Raw genomic sequence first — 17,582 nt, 5'->3', positions numbered from 1 at the left:
TCTGCTGATGGAATCCTGAGGCATCGCTGAAATCCTCTTCAGCGATGTCTTACCCAAAAGCCATGGCTCAGGCCATGGCTTTTTTGTGTGGGTCTTTGCTGCGATGGGCCCGCCACTTCGGCCCGCAAGCCTGCCATCAGACCCGATCCGATGTTGTCTTCACTACATTGGATGGTGCTCTGGGTTGAACATGTGACATCTGCTGACCGATACAATCCTGCAGTGCCCATTCCATGGGCCTTCCCTCAATTGGTGTGAGGATTTCATGAAACCGTTCCAGCAACTGTTGCTGGCTCCAGCCGCACTTGGGCTGATGGCCCCCATGGCTGCGTCTGCTGCCGATCTCAATCTTGACGGCATCAATCAGTACGCCGGCAAGAAAGCTCAGGTGACCAGCATCACCCAGTTCTCCGACGTGCAGCCCACCGAGTGGGCCTACCAGGCGCTTTCGAACCTGATCGAGCGCTATGGCTGCGTCGCCGGCTACCCCGATGGCACTTTCCGTGGCAAGAAGCCGCTGAGCCGCTGGGAAGCCGCCGCCCTGCTCAACGCCTGCCTCGACCGGATCACCGAAGTGACCGACGAGCTGCGCCGCCTGCTCAAGGAATTCGAGAAGGAACTCGCCATCCTGCGGGGCCGGGTCGACAACCTCGAAGCCAAGGTGGGTGAGCTGGAGGCCACCCAGTTCTCCACCACCACCACCCTCAAGGGTCAAGCCACCTTCGTGCTGGGTGCCGTCAATGCCGGTGGGGATCGCTCCGGCGTCGGCGTTTTCAGTGCCAACCCTGATTTCGTCGGCAAGGATGCGGCTTCGAAATATAATGCTGAGTATGGCGCCACCACCTTCAACTATGATCTCCGGCTGAATCTTTCCACCAGCTTCACCGGCAAGGATCTGCTGTTCACCCGCCTGAGAACGGGTAACTTCGACAATGCCTTTGCAGGGCGCGGAGTCAACCTGACCGCCCTCGACATCGCCAGCAATGGTTTCGGTGGATCTGATTCGGTCGGGATCGACCGTCTCTACTACCGCTTCCCGGTCGGTGATCAGTTCACCTTCATCCTGGGTGCCAAGGCCCGGAACACCGAGGCTCTCGGTGCTTCACCCACGGTGTATGGCAGTGGGAAAGGTGATCGCATTCTCGACGTCTTCGCGTTGCATGGCGCCCCCGGCGTCTACAACAAGGCCACCGGTTCGATGTTCGGGGCCATTTGGAGGCAGAAGGTTGAAAAGGGCAAGGGGCGGTTCAGCGTCTCAGCCAGCTATGTCTCTCCGGTGGGAAACAACGGCCAAGCCTTTGATGGCAACGCCTTCAACTGCTCCTCCAGTGAAGGCGGCATCGGCACGGATTGTTCCCGGGCCAGTGTGCTCGCGCAGTTGGCCTACACCGCACCCCAGTGGGGCCTGTCCACCGCCTACCGCTACGGGCAGCAGGGGTCCAACTTCCGCCGCGGCACCAACTTCGTGGCCTCCAACAGCTGGTTCCTCGCCAATGGCGAATCGAACAGCGTGGCGGTGAGCGGCTACTGGCAGCCCAAGGACAGCGGCTGGCTTCCCTCGATCAGCCTGGGCTGGGGATACAACAGCCTCTCCGGCAATGAGACCCAGGCCAACGGACTGGATTTCGTTCAGCCCTATGTGAGCGAAAGCCAGAGCTGGTTCGCCGGTCTGCAGTGGACTGATGTGTTCGCCAAGGGCAACTCGGCCGGCATGGCGGTGGGCCAGCCCACCTTCGCCACTGCCCTCACCCGCGGCAGCGATCCGAACGGCAGCACTACCCCACAGGACGGCAACTACGTCTGGGAGTGGTGGTACAAGTTCCAGGTCTCGGACAACATCTCCGTGACCCCTTCGGTCTTCTATCTGAGCCGTCCCCTCGGCCAGCAGACGGGAACTGACAGCACCTTCAATATCTTCGGCTGGCTGGTTCAGACCACCTTCAAGTTCTGATTCCCAGAGCCGGAACCCTCTCCTCACACCCCTTCCCAGCCCCCCCTCCGGGGGGCTTTTTCATGGCCTCCCACCCCGGGCCCGCTGCTGCGGGCCCGGGGTGGGAGCTGCGAGAATGGGGGCGGCCGCCCTGCCGCCAGCCGATGGTTTCCTTCGCCGGCACCGACTTCTATGCCGTGCTGGGGGTGGTTCCATCGGCCAGTCCGGCGGAGATCAAGGCGGCGTATCGCACTCTGGTCAAGCAGCATCACCCCGATGCCGGCGGTGACCACCGGCTGATCCTGCAGCTCAACGCCGCCTGGGATGTGCTCGGGGATGGCGACAAACGCCGGCGCTACGACAGGACACGCTCACCGATCAGCTCCCGGCCCGGCCATCCCACGCCGCTGACCTCCCCGCGCCCGGAGGGTCCCGCCCGCGATGGGGAGCTGCAGGGCTGGTTGCGACAGGTCTACGCGCCGATCGATCGACGGCTGGCTCAGGTGATCAATCCCTTTCCAAGCCAGCTCCGCGCCCTGGCCGCCGATCCCTACGACGACCGGCTGATGGAGGCGTTCGTGGCCTACCTCGACCAGAGCAAGGCCCGACTCGAGACCGTGATCGGGCTCTATCGCTCCCAGCCCTGTCCCCCCTCTGCCGGTGGGTTCGGCCTGGATCTGTATCACTGCCTCAGCCTCGTGCAGGACGCCCTGATCGAATGCGAGCGCTACACGCTGGGGTATGTGGACAGCTACCTCCACGACGGTCGGGAGATGCTGCGCGAAGCAACCAGGCGGCGCCGCCAGCTGCAGGCCGAGCGCCGCCGCCTGGATCTCTGAGCCGGTGAACCCCGGTCAGCAGGCTTCGAGCTGATCGAGCCGCAACCAGACATCCGGAACCGGCAGGCGCCAGCGCAGCTGGGCATAGTCCCCCTTGATGCTCAGCACCTCGCCGGGACCTTCGAACAGGTAGGCCGGAGGGGAGGGATCGCTGGCGGCCGCCTCGAGGCTGCCGGTGTAGGCGGCCCGATTCACCTTCACCAGGCTGCCTTTCTTCAGCGAAGGGGCGAGCGGTGGTGCGGCGGGAGCCTCCGTGGGGTCGGCCATGATGGGCGTCCGTGGTCAGCTCAGGCTAGAACCACGGGCCGTTGAAGAGGCGTCGTGAGCACCAGCCTGTCCTTGATGGTGGCGATGTTCGGCGCCCTGTTGCTCGCCGCCGTGCTGCTGGATGACATCGCCTCCCGGCTCAAGCTGCCCGGCATCTTGCTCGTGCTCCTGCTGGGGCTCCTCACCGACAACAACCTCGATGCCCTGCCCGGCCAGCCCCCTCCCCTGCTGAGCCTCATCCACGCCGACGAGCTCGCCCAGGTGGCCCTGGTGCTGGTGCTGTTCTTCGGCGGGCTGACCACCAGCTGGGACAAGGTGCGCTCGGTGCTCAAGCCATCCATCCGGCTGGCCACCGCCGGCTCCGTGATGACGGCTCTGCTGGTGGCGGCTCTGGTGGCGCTCGGGGAGCACGTTCCGGGCGGCTCGATCCCCACCAGCCTGCCGCTGGCCCTGTTCATCGGGGCCATGGTCTGCAGCACCGATGCCTCCGCGGTGCTGGTGGTGCTGCGGCCGCTGATGGGCACCCTGCCGCCCCGGCTCATGCATCTGATCGAGGCGGAGTCGGGCCTCAATGATCCGGTGGCGGTGGTGCTCTCGGGTGTGGCGCTGGCCATGGCGGGAGGAGCCACCTCCACCCCGTCGGAGCTGGTGATCGACGTGTTGCGCCAGTTTCTGCTCGGCGCGCTGCTGGGGTTTGTGGGGGGAAGCCTGGCCCAGTTGCTGCTCGCGCACCACCGGCGCCGCTGCACCCCCTCGCTGCTGGTGGTGATGAGCCTGGCGGAACTGATGCTGTTGGTCGGGGTCACCCAGCTCCTGGGCGGCAGCGGTCTGCTGGCGGCCTACATCGCCGGCCTGGTGGTGGGCACCGGCGCCGGCTCGGAGCGCTCCGAGCTGGTGGAGGCCCACGCCGGCTTCGCCAAGATGGCCGAATTGCTGCTCTTCCTCTGCATGGGGCTGGTGGTGGAGCCCAGCGGGGTGGTGGAGGCCTTCGGCTGGTGTCTGATGCTGTTGTTCGCCCTGCAGGTGGTGCGTTGGCTGATGGTGCAGACGCTCCTGACAGGATCCCAGTTCAGCCAGCCCGACAAAACGTTCGTGACCCTCTCAGGCCTGCGCGGGGCCGTTCCGATCGCCATGGCGATCCAGGCGGCGGCCAGTCCAGTGCCCTGGGGCGTGGAGATGCCTCCCCTGTCGCTCGGGGTGGTGCTGCTGGGTCTGCTCGTCCAGGGTTTCGCCCTGGTGCCCCTGGCCCGGCGGCTGGGCCTGACCCTGCCTCCGGCAGCCGACCCCTCCCCCGAGGGCAGCGCCCCTTAGTCTCGATTCCTTCCTCTGGGGACCGTGGCCGTGCGCTTGCTGCTGCTGGGGTGCACCGGCTTCGTCGGGCGTGAGCTGGTGCCGACCCTGCTGGGGCGGGGCCACCGCTGCACCGTGGTCAGCCGGAGCGCCGCTCCACTGGCGGGTCTGGATCACGCCGGCCTGCAGCGGCTCCAGGCCGATCCGGCCGCCCCCGGCTGCTGGTCGCGGCCCGATCTGCGCGAAGCCCTGGCCTCTGCGGAGGGGGTGGTCAATCTGGCCGGAGAGCCCATCGCCGAGTCCCGCTGGACGCCGGAGCAGGTGCGGCGCCTGATCGACAGCCGGCTGGACACCACCCGCCTGCTGGCTGAGGCGATCGGCGGTCTCGATCCGACACGACCCGCGGTGCTCGTGAGTGGCTCCGCCGTCGGCTACTACGGCACGGGCCTCGGCGGCCCGTTCACCGAAACCTCGCCGGCGGCCGCCGATGTGCTGGGCCGGCTCTGCCAGGGCTGGGAGGCCGCCGCCGATCAGGCGGCGGATCTCTGCCGGGTGGTGAAGCTCCGCATCGGCATCGTTCTGGGCCCCGATGGCGGCGCCCTGGGGAAGATGCTGCCCGTCTTCCGGGCCGGGTTCGGCGGACCGATCGGCTCAGGCCGACAGTGGATGAGCTGGATCCATCGCACCGACCTCTGCGCCTTGATCCTCGCGGCCCTGGAGGATCCCTCCTACGCGGGGGTCTACAACGCCGTGACCCCCGAACCGGTCTCGATGGGGGTGTTCGCGGCGGCCCTCGGGCGAGCGCTCCACCGGCCCAGCCTCCTGCCGGTTCCGGCTCCCTTGCTGCAGCTGCTGCTGGGGGATGGGGCCTCGGTGGTGCTGGAGGGCCAACAGGTGCTCCCGGAACGCCTGCTCGCCCGGCGTTTCAGCTTCCGCTACCCGAATCTGCCCGCCGCCCTCGCCGCTGCCACCAGCCCAGGACCCCACTGAGCACGGCGGCGCCCATCAGCAGGGAGATCGCCGGGGTGAACAGGGGCTCCCACAGCCGCTGGAGCAGCCGCAGCGGCGCTTCCACGTGCTGACTGTGCAGCCCCACCGCCAGGGCGAACCAGACGGCACCCCCGATCACCAGAAAGACATCGGCGACCAGCACGGCATCGATCCAGCGCTTCAGCCGTTGCGGAAGGGACGGGGCGGGGACCTCAGCCATCAAGCACCTGCAGGATCTGCTGGGCCATCCTGCCGGCTCCTCCGGGCCCGCCGATCCGCTCCAGTCCGTTGCGGCGGCACCGGTCCTTCCGCTCCTCCCGCCCCCGCTCGTTCAACAGGGAGGCCAGCAGCTCCGCCGTGCCGGTGAGACTGAGCTCCGAGCCCGGTTCCCCTGGGGCGCACGCCAGTGACGGGCCCAGCAGCCGGCGCTGGGCCTCGGCGAACCGGCCCGTGAACTGGGGGCCGAAACCCACCAGCTGGAGCACCGGCTTGCCGAGTCCCACCGCCTGCTCCGCCGCCGTGCCGGTCATGGACAGCAGCAGGTCGGCCTGCTGCACCACGGCCGGGAAGCGGCCCCAGTGGAGCTGGAGCTCCAGGCCCCCCCGCCGCAGCCGCCCCTCCGTGAGGGCCCAGCCGTGGGGCGCGGCCAGGCGAGCCAGCTGGGAGGGCTCCAGGTCGCGCACCAGGGCGGCATGGAGTCCCAGCCGCTCCCGGGCCCGCAGGGGAGCGGGCAACCGTGCCAGCACCTGAAGCATCAGCTCCAGGTTGCGCAGGGCTTCCGGCAGGCGGCTGCCCGGGAGCAGCCCCAGGCACTGGCTGTCGGGGCGAGACGGGGTGGCGGCCTCGAGGCGATCGGCGGGCTCCAGGGCCCGATCCAGAAAGGGATTGCCGAGAAAGGTGACCTCACGCCCCAGCTGGGAGCTCAGGTCAGTGGCGGTGAAGGCGTCGCGGCTGAACACCCGGCGGAACCGCCCGCTGGCCAGGCAGGGGCCACAGGGCCAGGGAAGGCGCAGGCGCCCCTCATAGTGGCTGGAGTAGGCCACCAGATAGGTGATCACCGGCCGCCCGCTGCACCAGGCCGCGAGCACGGGGATCACGTCGCCGATCACCACCACCAGATCGGCCCGGGGGGCTTCCCGCAGAAACAGAAGCAGCCGCCTGAGCAGGTAGATCACCTGTCCCTGGACCAGTTCGGTCAGCCGCCCCAGCAGACTCGTGTAGCCCAGGCCGCCGGTGCTGAACTCCTGGGTGCGGCCGAGCACCGTCACGCCCGCCAGCCGGTAGGCGGTGCCGTGCCCCACCAGGGGCAGGGCGGCCACTTCGACACCGAGGGCCCCCAGCTCCTGCCCGATCAGGCCGCCGCTGAGATCCTCGCCATGCCCGTTGCTGAGCAGCAGGACCCTCCGCCGCCGCGGGGAGTTCCCTTCCGCTGCGCTGCGGCTCACCCCTGCAGCCAGGCCTTCACTTTCTCCAGGGCCGCCCAGCCCGGTCGCCGCCTGAGACCATCGGCGATCGATTCGTTCAGTTCGGTGGCCAGATCAGGGGCCAGGGCGGTGATCCGGAGTACCACGTCGATATGCTCCCGCACGCCCTTGGCGCCGGTGTCGAGCATGGCCAGGCTGAGATTCAGCCGTGACTGGGGGTCCTGGGGGTTGAGCCTCACCGCCGTCCGCGCCGAACGCAGGGCCGGCTCCGGCTGATCCACCAGCAGCTGCAGCCAGGCCAGGCAGGTCCAGCCGGCCGAGAGTCGCGGGGCCTGGGCCGTGATCGTCAGGAAGTCATCGAGCACGTCCGCGGCCGGGGCGCCATCCTGATAGCGGCGGATGGCCTGATCGAAGAGGGATTCAGCGGACTCGGTGGTGGCCGTCATCGGCGCGGCGGGTCGGAGTGTGCTCAGATTCCCACGCCAAGGAACCCCTGCTGGGGCCGCTTGGAGCGTTCACGGGTGACCAGACGCTCAGACCGCGAAGGAACTGCCGCAGCCACAGGTCTGGCTGGCGTTCGGATTGGTGAAGTTGAAGCCACCGCCGATCAGCGCAGCACTGAAATCCAGCTGCATGCCGTAGATGTAAAGCAGGCTCTTGGGATCGCAGACCACCCGGAAGCTGGGTGTCCCCTCCGGTTCGTAGACGTACTGCTCGTCGTCGTCGCGGATGGCGGCGGCCTCCACGAAGTCCATGGTGTAGCTCATGCCACTGCAGCCTCCGGAGCGCACACCAACGCGCAGGATGGTCTCCTGACCCGGCTGATGCATCAGGGCGCCCAACTGGCGCATGGCGGGCTCGGTGATCAGGATGCCCTTGCCGTCCCGACCGGTGTGGGTGGCCACGGCCGGTGGGGTCCCGGTCTGCGGAGGGGCGGGCTGGGGCGTCGCCGCCGGCGGGGTTGCGGTCAGGGGGCTGCTGCTCATGGGAGGACCTGCGGACGTCCGATCGATGCGTGCGACCACTCTATGGAGGGAGCTCAGGATCCGACGCATCACCGACGGACGGGGCGGCTCCATAGAGTCGTCGCACCTGTGGGAATCAAGGGTGCGCGTCGCCATCGTGGGTGCGGGGCTGGCCGGACTGTCCGCTGCGGTTGACCTCTGTGAGGCGGGGCACCGGGTCGATCTCTATGAGGCCCGGCCCTTCGTGGGGGGCAAGGTGGGCAGCTGGGTCGACAGCGGTGGCAACCACATCGAGATGGGTCTGCATGTCTTCTTCTTCAATTACGCCAACCTGTTCGCCCTGATGCGCAAGGTGGGGGCCTTCGGGAATCTGCTGCCGAAGGACCACACCCACCTGTTCGTGAACCGGGGCGGGGACCTGCGCGAGCTGGATTTCCGCTTCCCGGTCGGGGCTCCCTTCAATGGCCTCAAGGCGTTCTTCACCACTTCCCAGCTCGACGGCATCGACAAATTCCGCAATGCCCTGGCCCTGGGCACCAGCCCGATCGTGCGGGGGCTGGTGGATCCGGACGGGGCGATGGAGGTGATCCGTGCTCTCGACCGGATGAGTTTCCAGGACTGGTTCCTCGCACACGGGGGCAGTCGCCGCAGCATTGAGCGGATGTGGGATCCGATCGCCTATGCCCTCGGCTTCATCGACTGCGAGGCGATCTCCGCCCGCTGCATGCTGACCATCTTCCTGATGTTCGCCTCCAGGACCGAGGCCTCCAAGCTGAACCTGCTCAAGGGCTCCCCCCATCGCTGGCTGCACCAGCCCATTCTCGAGTACATCGAAGCGCGCGGGGCCCGCCTGCATCTGCGCCACCGGGTCAGCGAGGTGCTCTACGAGGAGACCGGTGCCGCCGCCCGCTCCCCCCGCATCACCGGCCTGCGCCTGGGCACTCCCGAGGGCGAGATCCTGGTGGAGGCCGACGCCTACCTGGCCGCCTGCGACGTGCCGGGCATCCAGCGGCTGCTGCCGCCGGCCTGGCGCCGCTATGACCAGTTCGAGCACATCTACCGCCTGGAGGCCGTGCCCGTGGCCACCGTGCAGCTCCGCTACGACGGCTGGGTGACCGAGCTGGGGGAGGGGGAGGCCCAGGCCGCCGCCCGCCGCGATCCCTCCAGGCCCTGTGGACTCAACAATCTGCTCTACACCGCCGACGCGGACTTCAGCTGTTTTGCCGATCTCGCCCTGGCCAGTCCCGAGGATTACCGCCGCGAAGGCCAGGGCTCCCTGCTGCAATGCGTGCTCACACCCGGCGATCGCTGGATCCCGATGAAGACCGAGGCGATCGTCGCGGCCGTGGACGCCCAGGTGCGGGAACTGTTTCCATCGGCACGGGACCTGTCCCTGCTCTGGAGCAACGTGGTCAAACTGGCCCAGTCGCTCTACCGGGAGGCCCCCGGAATGGAGCCGTACCGTCCCGAGCAGCGCACACCCGTGAGTAATTTCTTCCTGGCCGGCAGCTACACCCGCCAGGACTACATCGATTCCATGGAGGGCGCCACCATGAGCGGCCGGCTGGCGGCGGCGGCAATCCTGGAGGAGCCGGCGTGCCTGGCCATGAACACGGCGGTGGCCTGATCGTCATGGGTCGTTGGCTGGAACACAGCGTCACCACGGAGATCGATGCTCCGGTCGATCGGGTCTGGCAGGTGTGGAGCGATCTGGAGGCGATGCCGCGCTGGATGCGCTGGATCGAGTCGGTGACCACCCTGGAGGATCCCGACCTCACCGACTGGACCCTTTCCGCCCAGGGATTCCGCTTCCACTGGAAGGCGCGCATCACCCAGCGGGTGGAGGCCCAGCAGCTGCACTGGGAGTCGGTGGGCGGGCTCCCCACCCGGGGAGCTGTGCGCTTCTACACCCAGACCCCGGAGCTGACCGTGGTCCGGCTCACGGTCAGCTACGAGCTCCCCGGGGCCCTTGCGCCGCTGATGGAACCCTCCATCCTGGGGGGCATCGTCACCCGGGAACTCCAGGCCAACCTGGACCGGTTCCGGGATCTGGTCGAATCCGAGCCCGTCCCGTCCTGACGCCCATGCCGCTGCCCCCCCGCCCCTGGTTCCGGCTGGCTCTGGCCCCGGCCCTGCTAGCGCTGCTGGGGGCCTGCGGCGGATCTCCTCCCGCCGACAGCGGGGCCCAGCCGGCTCCTGCGGCACCACCGCCGGCGGCCCCCGCCCCCCGCCTGACGCGGTCTGCCTCCGCCGCCCCGGCCCCGGCCGGCTTCACCCCCCTGCCGAGTCCCCAGCAGGTGGAGGCGGCCATGCCGCCGGGGCGCCTCGATCCCTTCGCTCCCCTCACCCCGGTGGCGGTGGGGGAGCCCGCGGCGGCGCGAACCGACGGCACACCCCTCGCCCTGCCGGAAGGGTTCCGCTTCAGCGGCGTGATGAGCAGCGGCGGACGACCACTTGCCCTGGTCGAGTTCGGCAACCAGGGCGGTTCGGTCGCAGTGGGTGACACGGGTGGACGCTCCACCGACCTGCTGCCGGGCAACTGGCGCGTCGCCGCCATCGATGTGCAGCGGGGGCGGTTGACCCTGGTGAGCCGCCAGGGCCAGGAGCGGGCTCGCTCGTTGAGCCTGGACCTGTAAGGGCATCGGGCTCAGGCTCTGCCCGCCAGGGCCCGCCCACAGGCCTGCACCAGGCCCTCCAGATCGTGGGGATCCGCCTCCGCGTCGACCCGCCCCAGCACCTCCCGGCAGACGGCACTCGTCTGCGGTCCGATCGACACCATCGCCACGTGCTCCAGCCGCGCGGCCCAGTCCGTCCCGAGGTCCCGCTCGAGCAACAGGGCCGTGTGGCGGACCGTCTTGCCGCTGCTGAAGGTGATGGCATCCACCCGGCCGTCCCGCAGGGCGGCGGCGGTGGAGAGGGGCAGATGGGCCGGGCAGCGCGATTCATAGGCGGCCACCTCCACGACCCGGGCGCCGGCCGCGGCGAAGGCTTCGGCCAGCAGGGTGCGTCCGCCGCTCTGCACCCGCGGCAGCAGCAGGCGCAGCCCCCAGCCCGAGACGGGAAAGTGCTCGATCAGGCTGTCGGCCACGAAATGGGGCGGAATGAAATCCGGCGGGGCCCCCAGCGCCGCCAGCCGGGCGGCCGTCTTGCGGCCCACCGCCGCGATCTTCAGGCTCCGGGGCCGCCCGCCCAGATTGCGGCCGATCCGGCCCAGCCGCTCCTCCACCGCATCGACGCCGTTGCCGCTCGAGAAAATCAGCCAGTGGAAGTCGTCGAGGTCGGCCAGGGCATCGTCGAGGGGGCCCCAGGCGTCCGGGGGGGCGATCACCAGGGCGGGCAGATCGAGCACCACGGCGCCGGCCCGCTCGAACAGGGTCCGCGTTTCGCTCAGCTGGGTTTCGGCGCGGGTGACCGCCACCCGGCGATCCTGCAGGATGGCCATCGTCTCAGGCCTCCAGCCGCACCAGGGCGCCGGCCTGACGGCGCAGTCCCTCGGCCTCCTCAAGGCGCCCCTGCCGCCGGAGCAGGGTGATGGCCCGCCGGAAGCTGGTCCGCGCGGCGTCGATGTGGCCACCCATCAGCTGGGCCACCGCCAGGCTCTGGTGGGTGTCGGCCTGGTCGGGAGCCCGCTCCAGTGCCGCTGCGTAGGCCGCCAGGGCCCCCGCGATGTCCCCCTGGCGCCGGCGGATCAGGCCGAGGTTGTACCAGCCCAGCGCCACCTCCGGCGCGGTGCGGGTCACGGCCTCGCAGAGCTCGCGCGCTTCCCGGTGCTCTCCCCGCCGTAGCAGCAGGGCGGCCAGATTCAGCTGTGCCGCCAGGGCGACCCGGGGCGGCACCGGCAGGGAGAGCGCCTCGCGGTAGCAGGCCTCGGCTCGATCGGCGTCCGTTGTGGCCTTGGCGATGGCCAGATGCAGCAGCAGCTCGAAGCGCTGCGGATGGGCCCGCTCCGGGCAGTGGGCCAGGCCCTCATGCAGCAGGGCCAGGCCCCGCTCCCGGTTGCCTTCGCTGATCTCCAGGCCGCCGAGCTTGGCGGTGGCGTAGGGGTCGCCCGGATGGGCTGCCAGCTCCTGTTCCATCGCCCGTCGGAGGCGCGCGGCCTTGTCCCCCGCCGCGAGCAGCTCGGGGCCGTAGCCCTCATGGAGCAGAGCCGGTTCGGGGCAGTCCACCACGCTCCAGTGGGGTTCGGCCTCCAGCAGAGCGGTGACGCTGTCATCGACCATCGCGTGGTAAGGCCGGCTCCAGTGGATGGCGGGATGGCGCCGGAACAGGCGGCTGACGCAGGAGTAGGGCGACTGCCGGGCCCCCAGTTCGAAGCGCAGCAGCGTGATCAGCACGGTGTCGGGCTGCGCCATCAGCGCCCGCAGCGGCTCCCGCGCCTCCGGACGCAGGGTCTCATCGGCATCGAGCACAAGCACCCAGTCGCCCCGGACCCACTGCAGAGCCTGGTTGCGGGCCGGAGCAAAATCCCCGGGCCAGGGCATCCGATGCACCCGGGCGCCATGGCGCTCCGCCACAGCGATCGTGTCGTCACTCGATCCGGTGTCCACCACGGAGAGTTCGTCGGCAAAGCCCCGCACGGAGTCGAGGCAGCGGCCCAGCCGGGCGGCCTCGTCCTTGACGATCATCGACAGGCTGAGCATGGGGCCGGCCCCGACGCTGAGCGAGGCTAGGTCGCCCGGCCCCCGGGCTCAGTCGGTGAAGCCGGCCTCCAGGGTGCCGGCCTCCAGGCCGATCGCCTCCAGCAGCCGGGCCTGGGCCAGGGGCATCTGGGCCGGGCTGTAGCCGGCGGGGACCCCCTCCGGCAGCAACGGCAGCAGGTCCTCCCAGAGGTAGGGACTGCCCAGCACCAGCAGGGCGGCCAGGCGATTGGCCCCCCTGAGCTGGCGCAGCACGGCGGGCCAGGGTTCCTCGCCGCCGGCCCCGCCCCGGAAGGGGTTGCCCCGCACGAACAGCTGCAGCAGAACCGGCCCGGGGGGGAGCCGCTCCAGGGCCAGGGGCGCCTCCGGATCGCCGCACCAGGGGCTGGGGCCGCGACCGTCGATCAGACAGGGCTGGTAGGTGGCCGCGGCCGGCCGCTGCAGGGCGGGAGCCATGGCGCTCAGGAAGGGGCAGCCCAGGCTGCTGTCGAGCCGGATCAGGTTCACCCCCGGGCCCGGGGGCAGGACCATCCCGGGCCGGAGCCGCAGGCTCAGCCCGACCAGCTCGCTGGCCAGGGCCCCCTCCTCGTCGCTCTCGAGGCCCTCGAGATCCTCCAACGCGCCTCGCCCCGGTGCCCCCGCCCCGCCGACGGAGCGATCCAGGGTGGCCAGGGCGTCCTGGCGCCGCCGCAGGCTCGCCGCCAGGCGTTCGCGCGGGATCCGTCCGCTGTCCACCGCCGCCTCCAGAGCCGCGATGGCGGCATCGGCGTCGGCGGGCATCAGCACCAGGTCGGCCCCGGCCTCGACGGCCAGCACGGCCGCCTCCCCCGCCCCCCAGTCAGCGGTGATCGCCTCCATCACCAGGGCATCGGTGATCACCAGACCCTCGAAGCCCAGATCCCGCCGCAACAGCCCGTTGAGCACCGCCGCCGAGAGGGTGGCCGGGCGCTCGGGATCCAGGGCCGGCAGCTGCAGGTGGGCTGTCATCACCGCGGCGGCCCCGGCGCCGATCGCCGCGCGGAAGGGCGGCAGTTCCACCGACTCCAGGCGCCCGCGTCCGTGGGCCAGCACCGGCAGTTCGAGGTGGGAGTCGGCGTTGGTGTCCCCGTGGCCGGGGAAATGCTTGGCGCAGCAGAGCACCCCCTCGCCCTGGGCGCCCGCGATGAAGGCGGCCGCCAGCGCACCGGCGGTGACAGGATCCTCCCCCCAGGCCCGCACGTTGATCACCGGATTGGCCGGGTTGTTGTTCACGTCACAGACCGGGGCCAGCACCCCGTTCAGCCCGAGCCGGCGAGCCTGGCGTCCCGTGCAGCGTCCGTAGCGCCCCGCCAGGGCCAGGGCCCTGGCGGGATCGCTGGCGTGGAGGCGCCCCACCGCCAGGGGTGGCGCCAGCCAGCTGGCCCCCTCGAAGCGCTGACCCACGCCCTCCTCCACGTCGGCGCAGAGCAGCAGGGGGTGGTCGGACCAGCCCCGGAGCTGCTGGGTGCGCAGGCGGAGGTCCGCCGCGCTGCCACCCAGCAGGATCACTCCGCCCACACCCTCGGCCAGCAGGCGCCGCAGGCTGGAATTGGGCAGCTCCCAGCGGGGATAGCGGCGCTGACCGTCCCCCAGGTGACCACTGCCCCGGACCACCAGCAAGCGGGCGACCTGCTGCCGCAGCGTCGCCGGCCCGTCGTCAGCGGAAGCCGTCATGCTCGTCCCGGCGGCCATCGGCCTGGCTTCGGTTCTCCCCGTCCGGGCTGAGGTCCTCAGGGCCCTCGCTGTCCGCGCTGACGTCGCTGCCGGGCGGCACTTCGCCGCGCACCTCCCGTTCCCGTCCCAGACGGTTGAGCAGGCCCAGCACCTCGCTGCCCTTCTCGAGGCCACGATCGAGCTGGAACGACACCTCCGGGGTCCGGCGCAGGTTGAGCCGCCGGCCCAGTTCCCCCTTCACATAGGGGGCGGCCGAGCGCAGCCCGGCGAGGGCCCGGTCCCGGTCCTGTTCGCTGCCGAAGATGCTCACGAAGATCTTGCAGTGCTGCAGATCCCCGGCCACCTCGACCTGGGTCACGCTCACCATTCCCAGGCTGACCCGCTCGTCCTTGATGCCGTTGACCAGCAGCTCGCTGAGTTCACGGCGGATCATGGAGGCGATCCGCTCGACCCGTCGCCCCTGCCCCATGCCCTACGCCAGCGGTGCTGGCGACACCATCGCACGCAGCACCAGGGTGAGACTGATCAGGGCGCTCACCAGTGCCCCGATCAGGGCGACGGCGGTCACCGGATTGCTGCTGCTGCGCCGCGCCAGGGGCTGGGCCACGGAGTTGAACACACCGAGAACGAAGGCAACGAGATAGCGCGGGTAGCGCGTCACGTTGAGAAAAAACTCCTTCATGGCGGCAACGGGGTCGGTGGGGAAGTCAGTGCTACGGGAGAAGGGAGGCGACGGCTACTCTGCCGCCCAGAGGACCGTGCCGGCCATGCTCGAGCTCCACCAGTTCCGCCATTCGTCCTTCTGTGAGAAGGTGCGACTGATCCTGGCGGCCAAACGCCTCGACTATGGCGTGGTCGAGGTGACTCCGGGCCTCGGCCAGCTCGAGCTGTTCCGTCTCTCCGGGCAGCGGCAGGTGCCGGTGCTGGTCGATGGCGGGGCGATCATCGCCGATTCGAGCGCCATCGCCCTTCACCTCGAAGAGACGGTTCCCGAGCCCGCCCTGCTGCCGGCCGATCCGAAGGAGCGGGCCCGGGTGCTGCTGCTCGAGGACTGGGCCGACACGGCCCTGGCTTCCGGAGCCCGCCAGGCCCTGCTCCTGGCGGCAGGATCGGATCCCGTGCTGCGCGGAGCGCTGCTGCCCGAGGCCACCCCGGCCGCGCTGCGCTCCCTGGTGGGCGCCCTGCCCACCGATCTGCTCGCCCCCCTGGGTGACACGCTCGGCCAGGGGGAGCGCCGTCAGCTGCAGCGCAACCTGGAGCAGCTGGCGCTCCTGGTGTCCGAGGGGGGCCATCTGGTCGGTGACAGCCTCAGCCTGGCCGACCTGGCCGTCGCCGCCCAGCTCTCCCTGCTTCGCTTCCCCGCCTCAGCCGGTGCTCCCCTGGCGGGCCGGGGCGTTCCCGGGCTGGCCGACCATCCGCTGCTGGCTCCCCTGTTCGACTGGCGCGACCGGCTCTACCTCGAGCTGGGTCGGGGCTCCGATCCCTCCGCCGCGGTGGAGGTGATCTGAGCCCTGGAGCCAGCAGGATGGTGGCGATCCGCCCGGAGAGCATGTCCGATCCCCTGCTGCGGGAACTCGATCATTACGTGGTGCTGGAGCCCGCCAGCGGGGAGCGCATCCTCACCGCCCCGGCCACCCTCGACTGGCTGGCGGCCCACCTGGGCGGTCTGGACGCCCCCCCGGCCGACCTGCAGGATCTCTCCGGAGACCGGAAGCGGGCGGAGCGCCTGCTGGACACCGCCTGCGAGCTGGAGCTGGAACCCGGCCTCGTGATCCAGTGGTATGCCGTGCGCCTGGAGCCGCCGGGGCGCTGATCGCACCGACTCCGGTGTCAGTTCAGGCTCGTTCCGAGCGCCCCATCCGGCTCGATCAGGCTCAGCGGGACCTGCGGCGGCGCCTGGCGGGGGCGCAGAACGGCGGGAAGGGCCTCCAGCACCTGCCGGGCCACCTCCGCGGCGGGGCGACCGTCCTGAAGGATGCGCAGATCGGCCTGGGCATAGAGCGGACGACGCTGCGCGAGCAGGCCCCGCAGCCGGAGAGCGGGGCCTGTGGCGGGGTCCTCCGTGGGGTCTGTGGTGGTCATCAGGGGCCGCGGGCCCGGGTCGGCGCTGAGCCGTTCGAGCAGCAGCGTCTCCGGGGCATCCAGCCACACCACCAGCCCCTGGTGCAGTTGCCCCCAGTTCACGGGGCGGGTCACCACCCCGCCCCCGGTGGCCACCACCAGGGAGTGCCAGCCGGCGATCCGGTTCAGCACGGCGGTCTCCAGGTCGCGGAAGCCGGTTTCCCCCTCGGCGGCGAACACCTCCGGAATCGTGCGACCCGCCGCCCCCTCGAGCACCGCATCGGCATCGACGAACCGGTATCCCAGCGCCGCGGCCAGGGGGCGACCCACGCTGGTCTTGCCGGCCCCCATCATCCCCACCAGATACAGGTTCATGCCCTCGAGCCGCCCTGCCAGGGCGGCCGACGGTGGCGGGGAGCCGCCCGGGGGCAGAGGCAGAGACGGGGAGGACATCGGCGGACTCCGCGGCCACCCGGGGGCGCCGGGGGCGAAATCGAACTCCCTAGGATGCATCCCCACGCGGAACCATGGACGATGGCCACCGGCACCCTGGCCCTGTCGGCCGCCGCCCCACCGGGCCGGTCCTCGGCCCATGGACGGGGTCGGGGCTGTCTGATCACCCGCCGGGCCACCTTCAGCTCCAGCCATCTCTACCGCCTGCCGGAACTGAGTGAAGCGGAGAACGAGGCCCGGTTCGGCCGGTGCTCCATCGCCCCGGGCCATGGTCACAACTACGAGTTGATCGTGGCGATGGCCGGCCCCCTCGATGGGGACGGCATGGTCCTCAACCTCTCGGAGGTGAAGCACGCCATCCGGCGGGAGATCACCGATCCCCTCGACTTTCGCTGTCTCAACGACTGCTGGCCGGAGTTCGATCTCCGTGATCCCCAGGGCCGGCTGCCCACCACCGAGGCTCTCTGCCAGGCGATCTGGCGCCGGCTGGAGCCCTGTCTGCCGCTCGCCGGCCTGCGCCTGTACGAGCAACCCACCCTCTGGGCCGATGTCGTCGGCAACACCATGGAAGCCTTTCTCTCGATCCGCACCCACTTTGCGGCCGCCCACCGGCTGGCCCGGCCCGAGCTCTCCCAGAGCGAGAACGAGGGCATCTACGGCAAGTGCGCCCGCCCCCACGGCCATGGGCACAACTACCTGCTCGACATCACGGTACGGGGCACGATCGACCCGCGCACCGGCATGGTCTGCGACCTGGGTGAGCTGAAGGGTCTGGTCCAGGAGTTGGTGGTCGAGCCCTTCGATCACACCTTCCTCAACAAGGATGTGCCCCACTTCGCAGCCTGCGTGCCCACGGCGGAGAACATCGCCCTGCACATCGCCGATCTGCTCGCCGCTCCGATCGCGGGAACCGGCGCGGCCCTCCACAAGGTGCGGCTGCAGGAGAGCCCCAACAACGCGGCCGAGGTGTTCGCCGAATCCCCCCGGCTCGACATGCGCCCCGCCGCCCTCGAAGCCCTCGCCTCCCTCTAGGG

General features: G+C 70.2%; 20 protein-coding genes and 1 pseudogene. 10 read left to right on the top strand and 11 right to left on the bottom strand.

Annotated features, from left to right (window positions below):
- Positions 1 to 265: 265 nt before the first annotated feature.
- Together ACWJI7_RS13280 and ACWJI7_RS13275 are read left to right on the top strand one after the other, a co-directional pair.
- A complete protein-coding gene (locus ACWJI7_RS13280) occupies positions 266 to 1,951 on the top strand; it encodes an iron uptake porin (RefSeq protein WP_479938581.1) in 1,686 nt (561 codons plus the stop codon).
- A gap of 143 nt (positions 1,952 to 2,094) precedes the next feature.
- Positions 2,095 to 2,769: a J domain-containing protein gene (locus tag ACWJI7_RS13275; RefSeq protein ID WP_479938579.1), complete on the top strand. Its 675-nt coding sequence runs from the start codon at positions 2,095 to 2,097 to the stop codon at positions 2,767 to 2,769.
- A 15-nt stretch (positions 2,770 to 2,784) separates the two neighbouring features.
- Here the strand turns inward: ACWJI7_RS13275 and ndhO are convergent, their stop codons facing one another.
- Positions 2,785 to 3,036, bottom strand: a complete 252-nt coding sequence (ndhO, locus tag ACWJI7_RS13270) for an NAD(P)H-quinone oxidoreductase subunit O (protein ID WP_479938577.1) — start codon at positions 3,034 to 3,036, stop codon at positions 2,785 to 2,787.
- A 54-nt stretch (positions 3,037 to 3,090) separates the two neighbouring features.
- Here ndhO and ACWJI7_RS13265 point away from each other — a divergent pair, with 54 nt between their 5' ends.
- A complete protein-coding gene (locus ACWJI7_RS13265) occupies positions 3,091 to 4,347 on the top strand; it encodes a cation:proton antiporter domain-containing protein (protein ID WP_479938576.1) in 1,257 nt (418 codons plus the stop codon).
- 30 nt (positions 4,348 to 4,377) lie between these two features.
- The gene (locus tag ACWJI7_RS13260; protein ID WP_479938589.1) at positions 4,378 to 5,316 is read left to right on the top strand and encodes a TIGR01777 family oxidoreductase; all 939 of its coding nucleotides are present in this window, start codon (positions 4,378 to 4,380) and stop codon (positions 5,314 to 5,316) included.
- Here the strand turns inward: ACWJI7_RS13260 and ACWJI7_RS13255 are convergent.
- From ACWJI7_RS13255 to ACWJI7_RS13240, 4 genes are all read right to left on the bottom strand, one after another.
- Positions 5,252 to 5,536, bottom strand: a complete 285-nt coding sequence (locus ACWJI7_RS13255) for a hypothetical protein (RefSeq protein ID WP_479938574.1) — start codon at positions 5,534 to 5,536, stop codon at positions 5,252 to 5,254. The two genes, ACWJI7_RS13260 and ACWJI7_RS13255, sit on opposite strands and share 65 nt — an antisense overlap.
- A complete protein-coding gene (locus tag ACWJI7_RS13250; RefSeq protein WP_479938572.1) occupies positions 5,529 to 6,761 on the bottom strand; it encodes a lipid-A-disaccharide synthase-related protein in 1,233 nt (410 codons plus the stop codon). Before ACWJI7_RS13250 ends, ACWJI7_RS13255 begins: the two co-directional genes overlap by 8 nt.
- Positions 6,758 to 7,186 carry a hypothetical protein gene (locus ACWJI7_RS13245; protein WP_479938570.1) on the bottom strand — a complete coding sequence of 143 codons (429 nt, stop codon included), beginning with the start codon at positions 7,184 to 7,186 and terminating at the stop codon, positions 6,758 to 6,760. The genes ACWJI7_RS13250 and ACWJI7_RS13245 overlap by 4 nt, the downstream gene beginning before the upstream one ends.
- A gap of 87 nt (positions 7,187 to 7,273) precedes the next feature.
- On the bottom strand, positions 7,274 to 7,726 hold the full coding sequence (locus ACWJI7_RS13240) for a HesB/IscA family protein (protein ID WP_479938568.1): 453 nt from the start codon (positions 7,724 to 7,726) through the stop codon (positions 7,274 to 7,276).
- A 121-nt stretch (positions 7,727 to 7,847) separates the two neighbouring features.
- Between ACWJI7_RS13240 and zds the strand changes: the two genes are divergently transcribed.
- From zds to ACWJI7_RS13225, 3 genes are read left to right on the top strand one after another with little or no spacing between them, the layout of a single operon-like run.
- Complete coding sequence (zds, locus tag ACWJI7_RS13235) at positions 7,848 to 9,332, top strand: 9,9'-di-cis-zeta-carotene desaturase (protein ID WP_479938588.1); 1,485 nt, start codon at positions 7,848 to 7,850, stop codon at positions 9,330 to 9,332.
- Positions 9,333 to 9,337: 5 nt separating this feature from the next.
- Positions 9,338 to 9,784, top strand: coding sequence for an SRPBCC family protein (locus ACWJI7_RS13230; RefSeq protein WP_479938566.1), 447 nt, complete (start codon positions 9,338 to 9,340; stop codon positions 9,782 to 9,784).
- A 5-nt stretch (positions 9,785 to 9,789) separates the two neighbouring features.
- A complete protein-coding gene (locus ACWJI7_RS13225; RefSeq protein WP_479938564.1) occupies positions 9,790 to 10,341 on the top strand; it encodes a hypothetical protein in 552 nt (183 codons plus the stop codon).
- Positions 10,342 to 10,352: 11 nt separating this feature from the next.
- Here ACWJI7_RS13225 and ACWJI7_RS13220 read toward each other — a convergent pair whose 3' ends face one another.
- From ACWJI7_RS13220 to ACWJI7_RS13200, 5 genes and pseudogenes are all read right to left on the bottom strand, one after another.
- Positions 10,353 to 11,147: a uroporphyrinogen-III synthase gene (locus ACWJI7_RS13220; RefSeq protein WP_479938562.1), complete on the bottom strand. Its 795-nt coding sequence runs from the start codon at positions 11,145 to 11,147 to the stop codon at positions 10,353 to 10,355.
- A 4-nt stretch (positions 11,148 to 11,151) separates the two neighbouring features.
- Positions 11,152 to 12,345, bottom strand: a complete 1,194-nt coding sequence (locus ACWJI7_RS13215) for a glycosyltransferase family 2 protein (protein WP_479938560.1) — start codon at positions 12,343 to 12,345, stop codon at positions 11,152 to 11,154.
- A gap of 48 nt (positions 12,346 to 12,393) precedes the next feature.
- Positions 12,394 to 14,034, bottom strand: a complete 1,641-nt coding sequence (locus ACWJI7_RS13210; protein ID WP_479938559.1) for a glycoside hydrolase family 3 N-terminal domain-containing protein — start codon at positions 14,032 to 14,034, stop codon at positions 12,394 to 12,396.
- Between the two features lie 79 nt (positions 14,035 to 14,113).
- Positions 14,114 to 14,503: pseudogene (rbfA, locus tag ACWJI7_RS13205) on the bottom strand (30S ribosome-binding factor RbfA); the annotation flags it as partial.
- Positions 14,504 to 14,506: 3 nt separating this feature from the next.
- On the bottom strand, positions 14,507 to 14,716 hold the full coding sequence (locus tag ACWJI7_RS13200) for a DUF751 domain-containing protein (protein WP_479938557.1): 210 nt from the start codon (positions 14,714 to 14,716) through the stop codon (positions 14,507 to 14,509).
- Positions 14,717 to 14,801: 85 nt separating this feature from the next.
- Between ACWJI7_RS13200 and ACWJI7_RS13195 the strand changes: the two genes are divergently transcribed.
- Complete coding sequence (locus tag ACWJI7_RS13195; protein WP_479938555.1) at positions 14,802 to 15,542, top strand: glutathione S-transferase family protein; 741 nt, start codon at positions 14,802 to 14,804, stop codon at positions 15,540 to 15,542.
- Between the two features lie 41 nt (positions 15,543 to 15,583).
- Positions 15,584 to 15,847 (top strand): CRR7 family NDH-1 assembly protein, encoded by a 264-nt coding sequence (locus ACWJI7_RS13190; RefSeq protein ID WP_479938553.1) that lies wholly within the window; start codon positions 15,584 to 15,586, stop codon positions 15,845 to 15,847.
- 17 nt (positions 15,848 to 15,864) lie between these two features.
- Here ACWJI7_RS13190 and ACWJI7_RS13185 read toward each other — a convergent pair whose 3' ends face one another.
- Entirely contained in the window at positions 15,865 to 16,548 is a 684-nt protein-coding gene (locus tag ACWJI7_RS13185) for a shikimate kinase (protein WP_479938551.1), read from the bottom strand.
- Between the two features lie 81 nt (positions 16,549 to 16,629).
- Between ACWJI7_RS13185 and ACWJI7_RS13180 the strand changes: the two genes are divergently transcribed.
- Complete coding sequence (locus tag ACWJI7_RS13180) at positions 16,630 to 17,580, top strand: 6-pyruvoyl trahydropterin synthase family protein (protein ID WP_479938549.1); 951 nt, start codon at positions 16,630 to 16,632, stop codon at positions 17,578 to 17,580.
- Positions 17,581 to 17,582 lie beyond the last annotated feature (2 nt).

Source organism: Cryptocyanus atlanticus LEGE 06306, from assembly GCF_056633155.1.
This window is presented reverse-complemented; position numbering and strand designations above follow the sequence as displayed.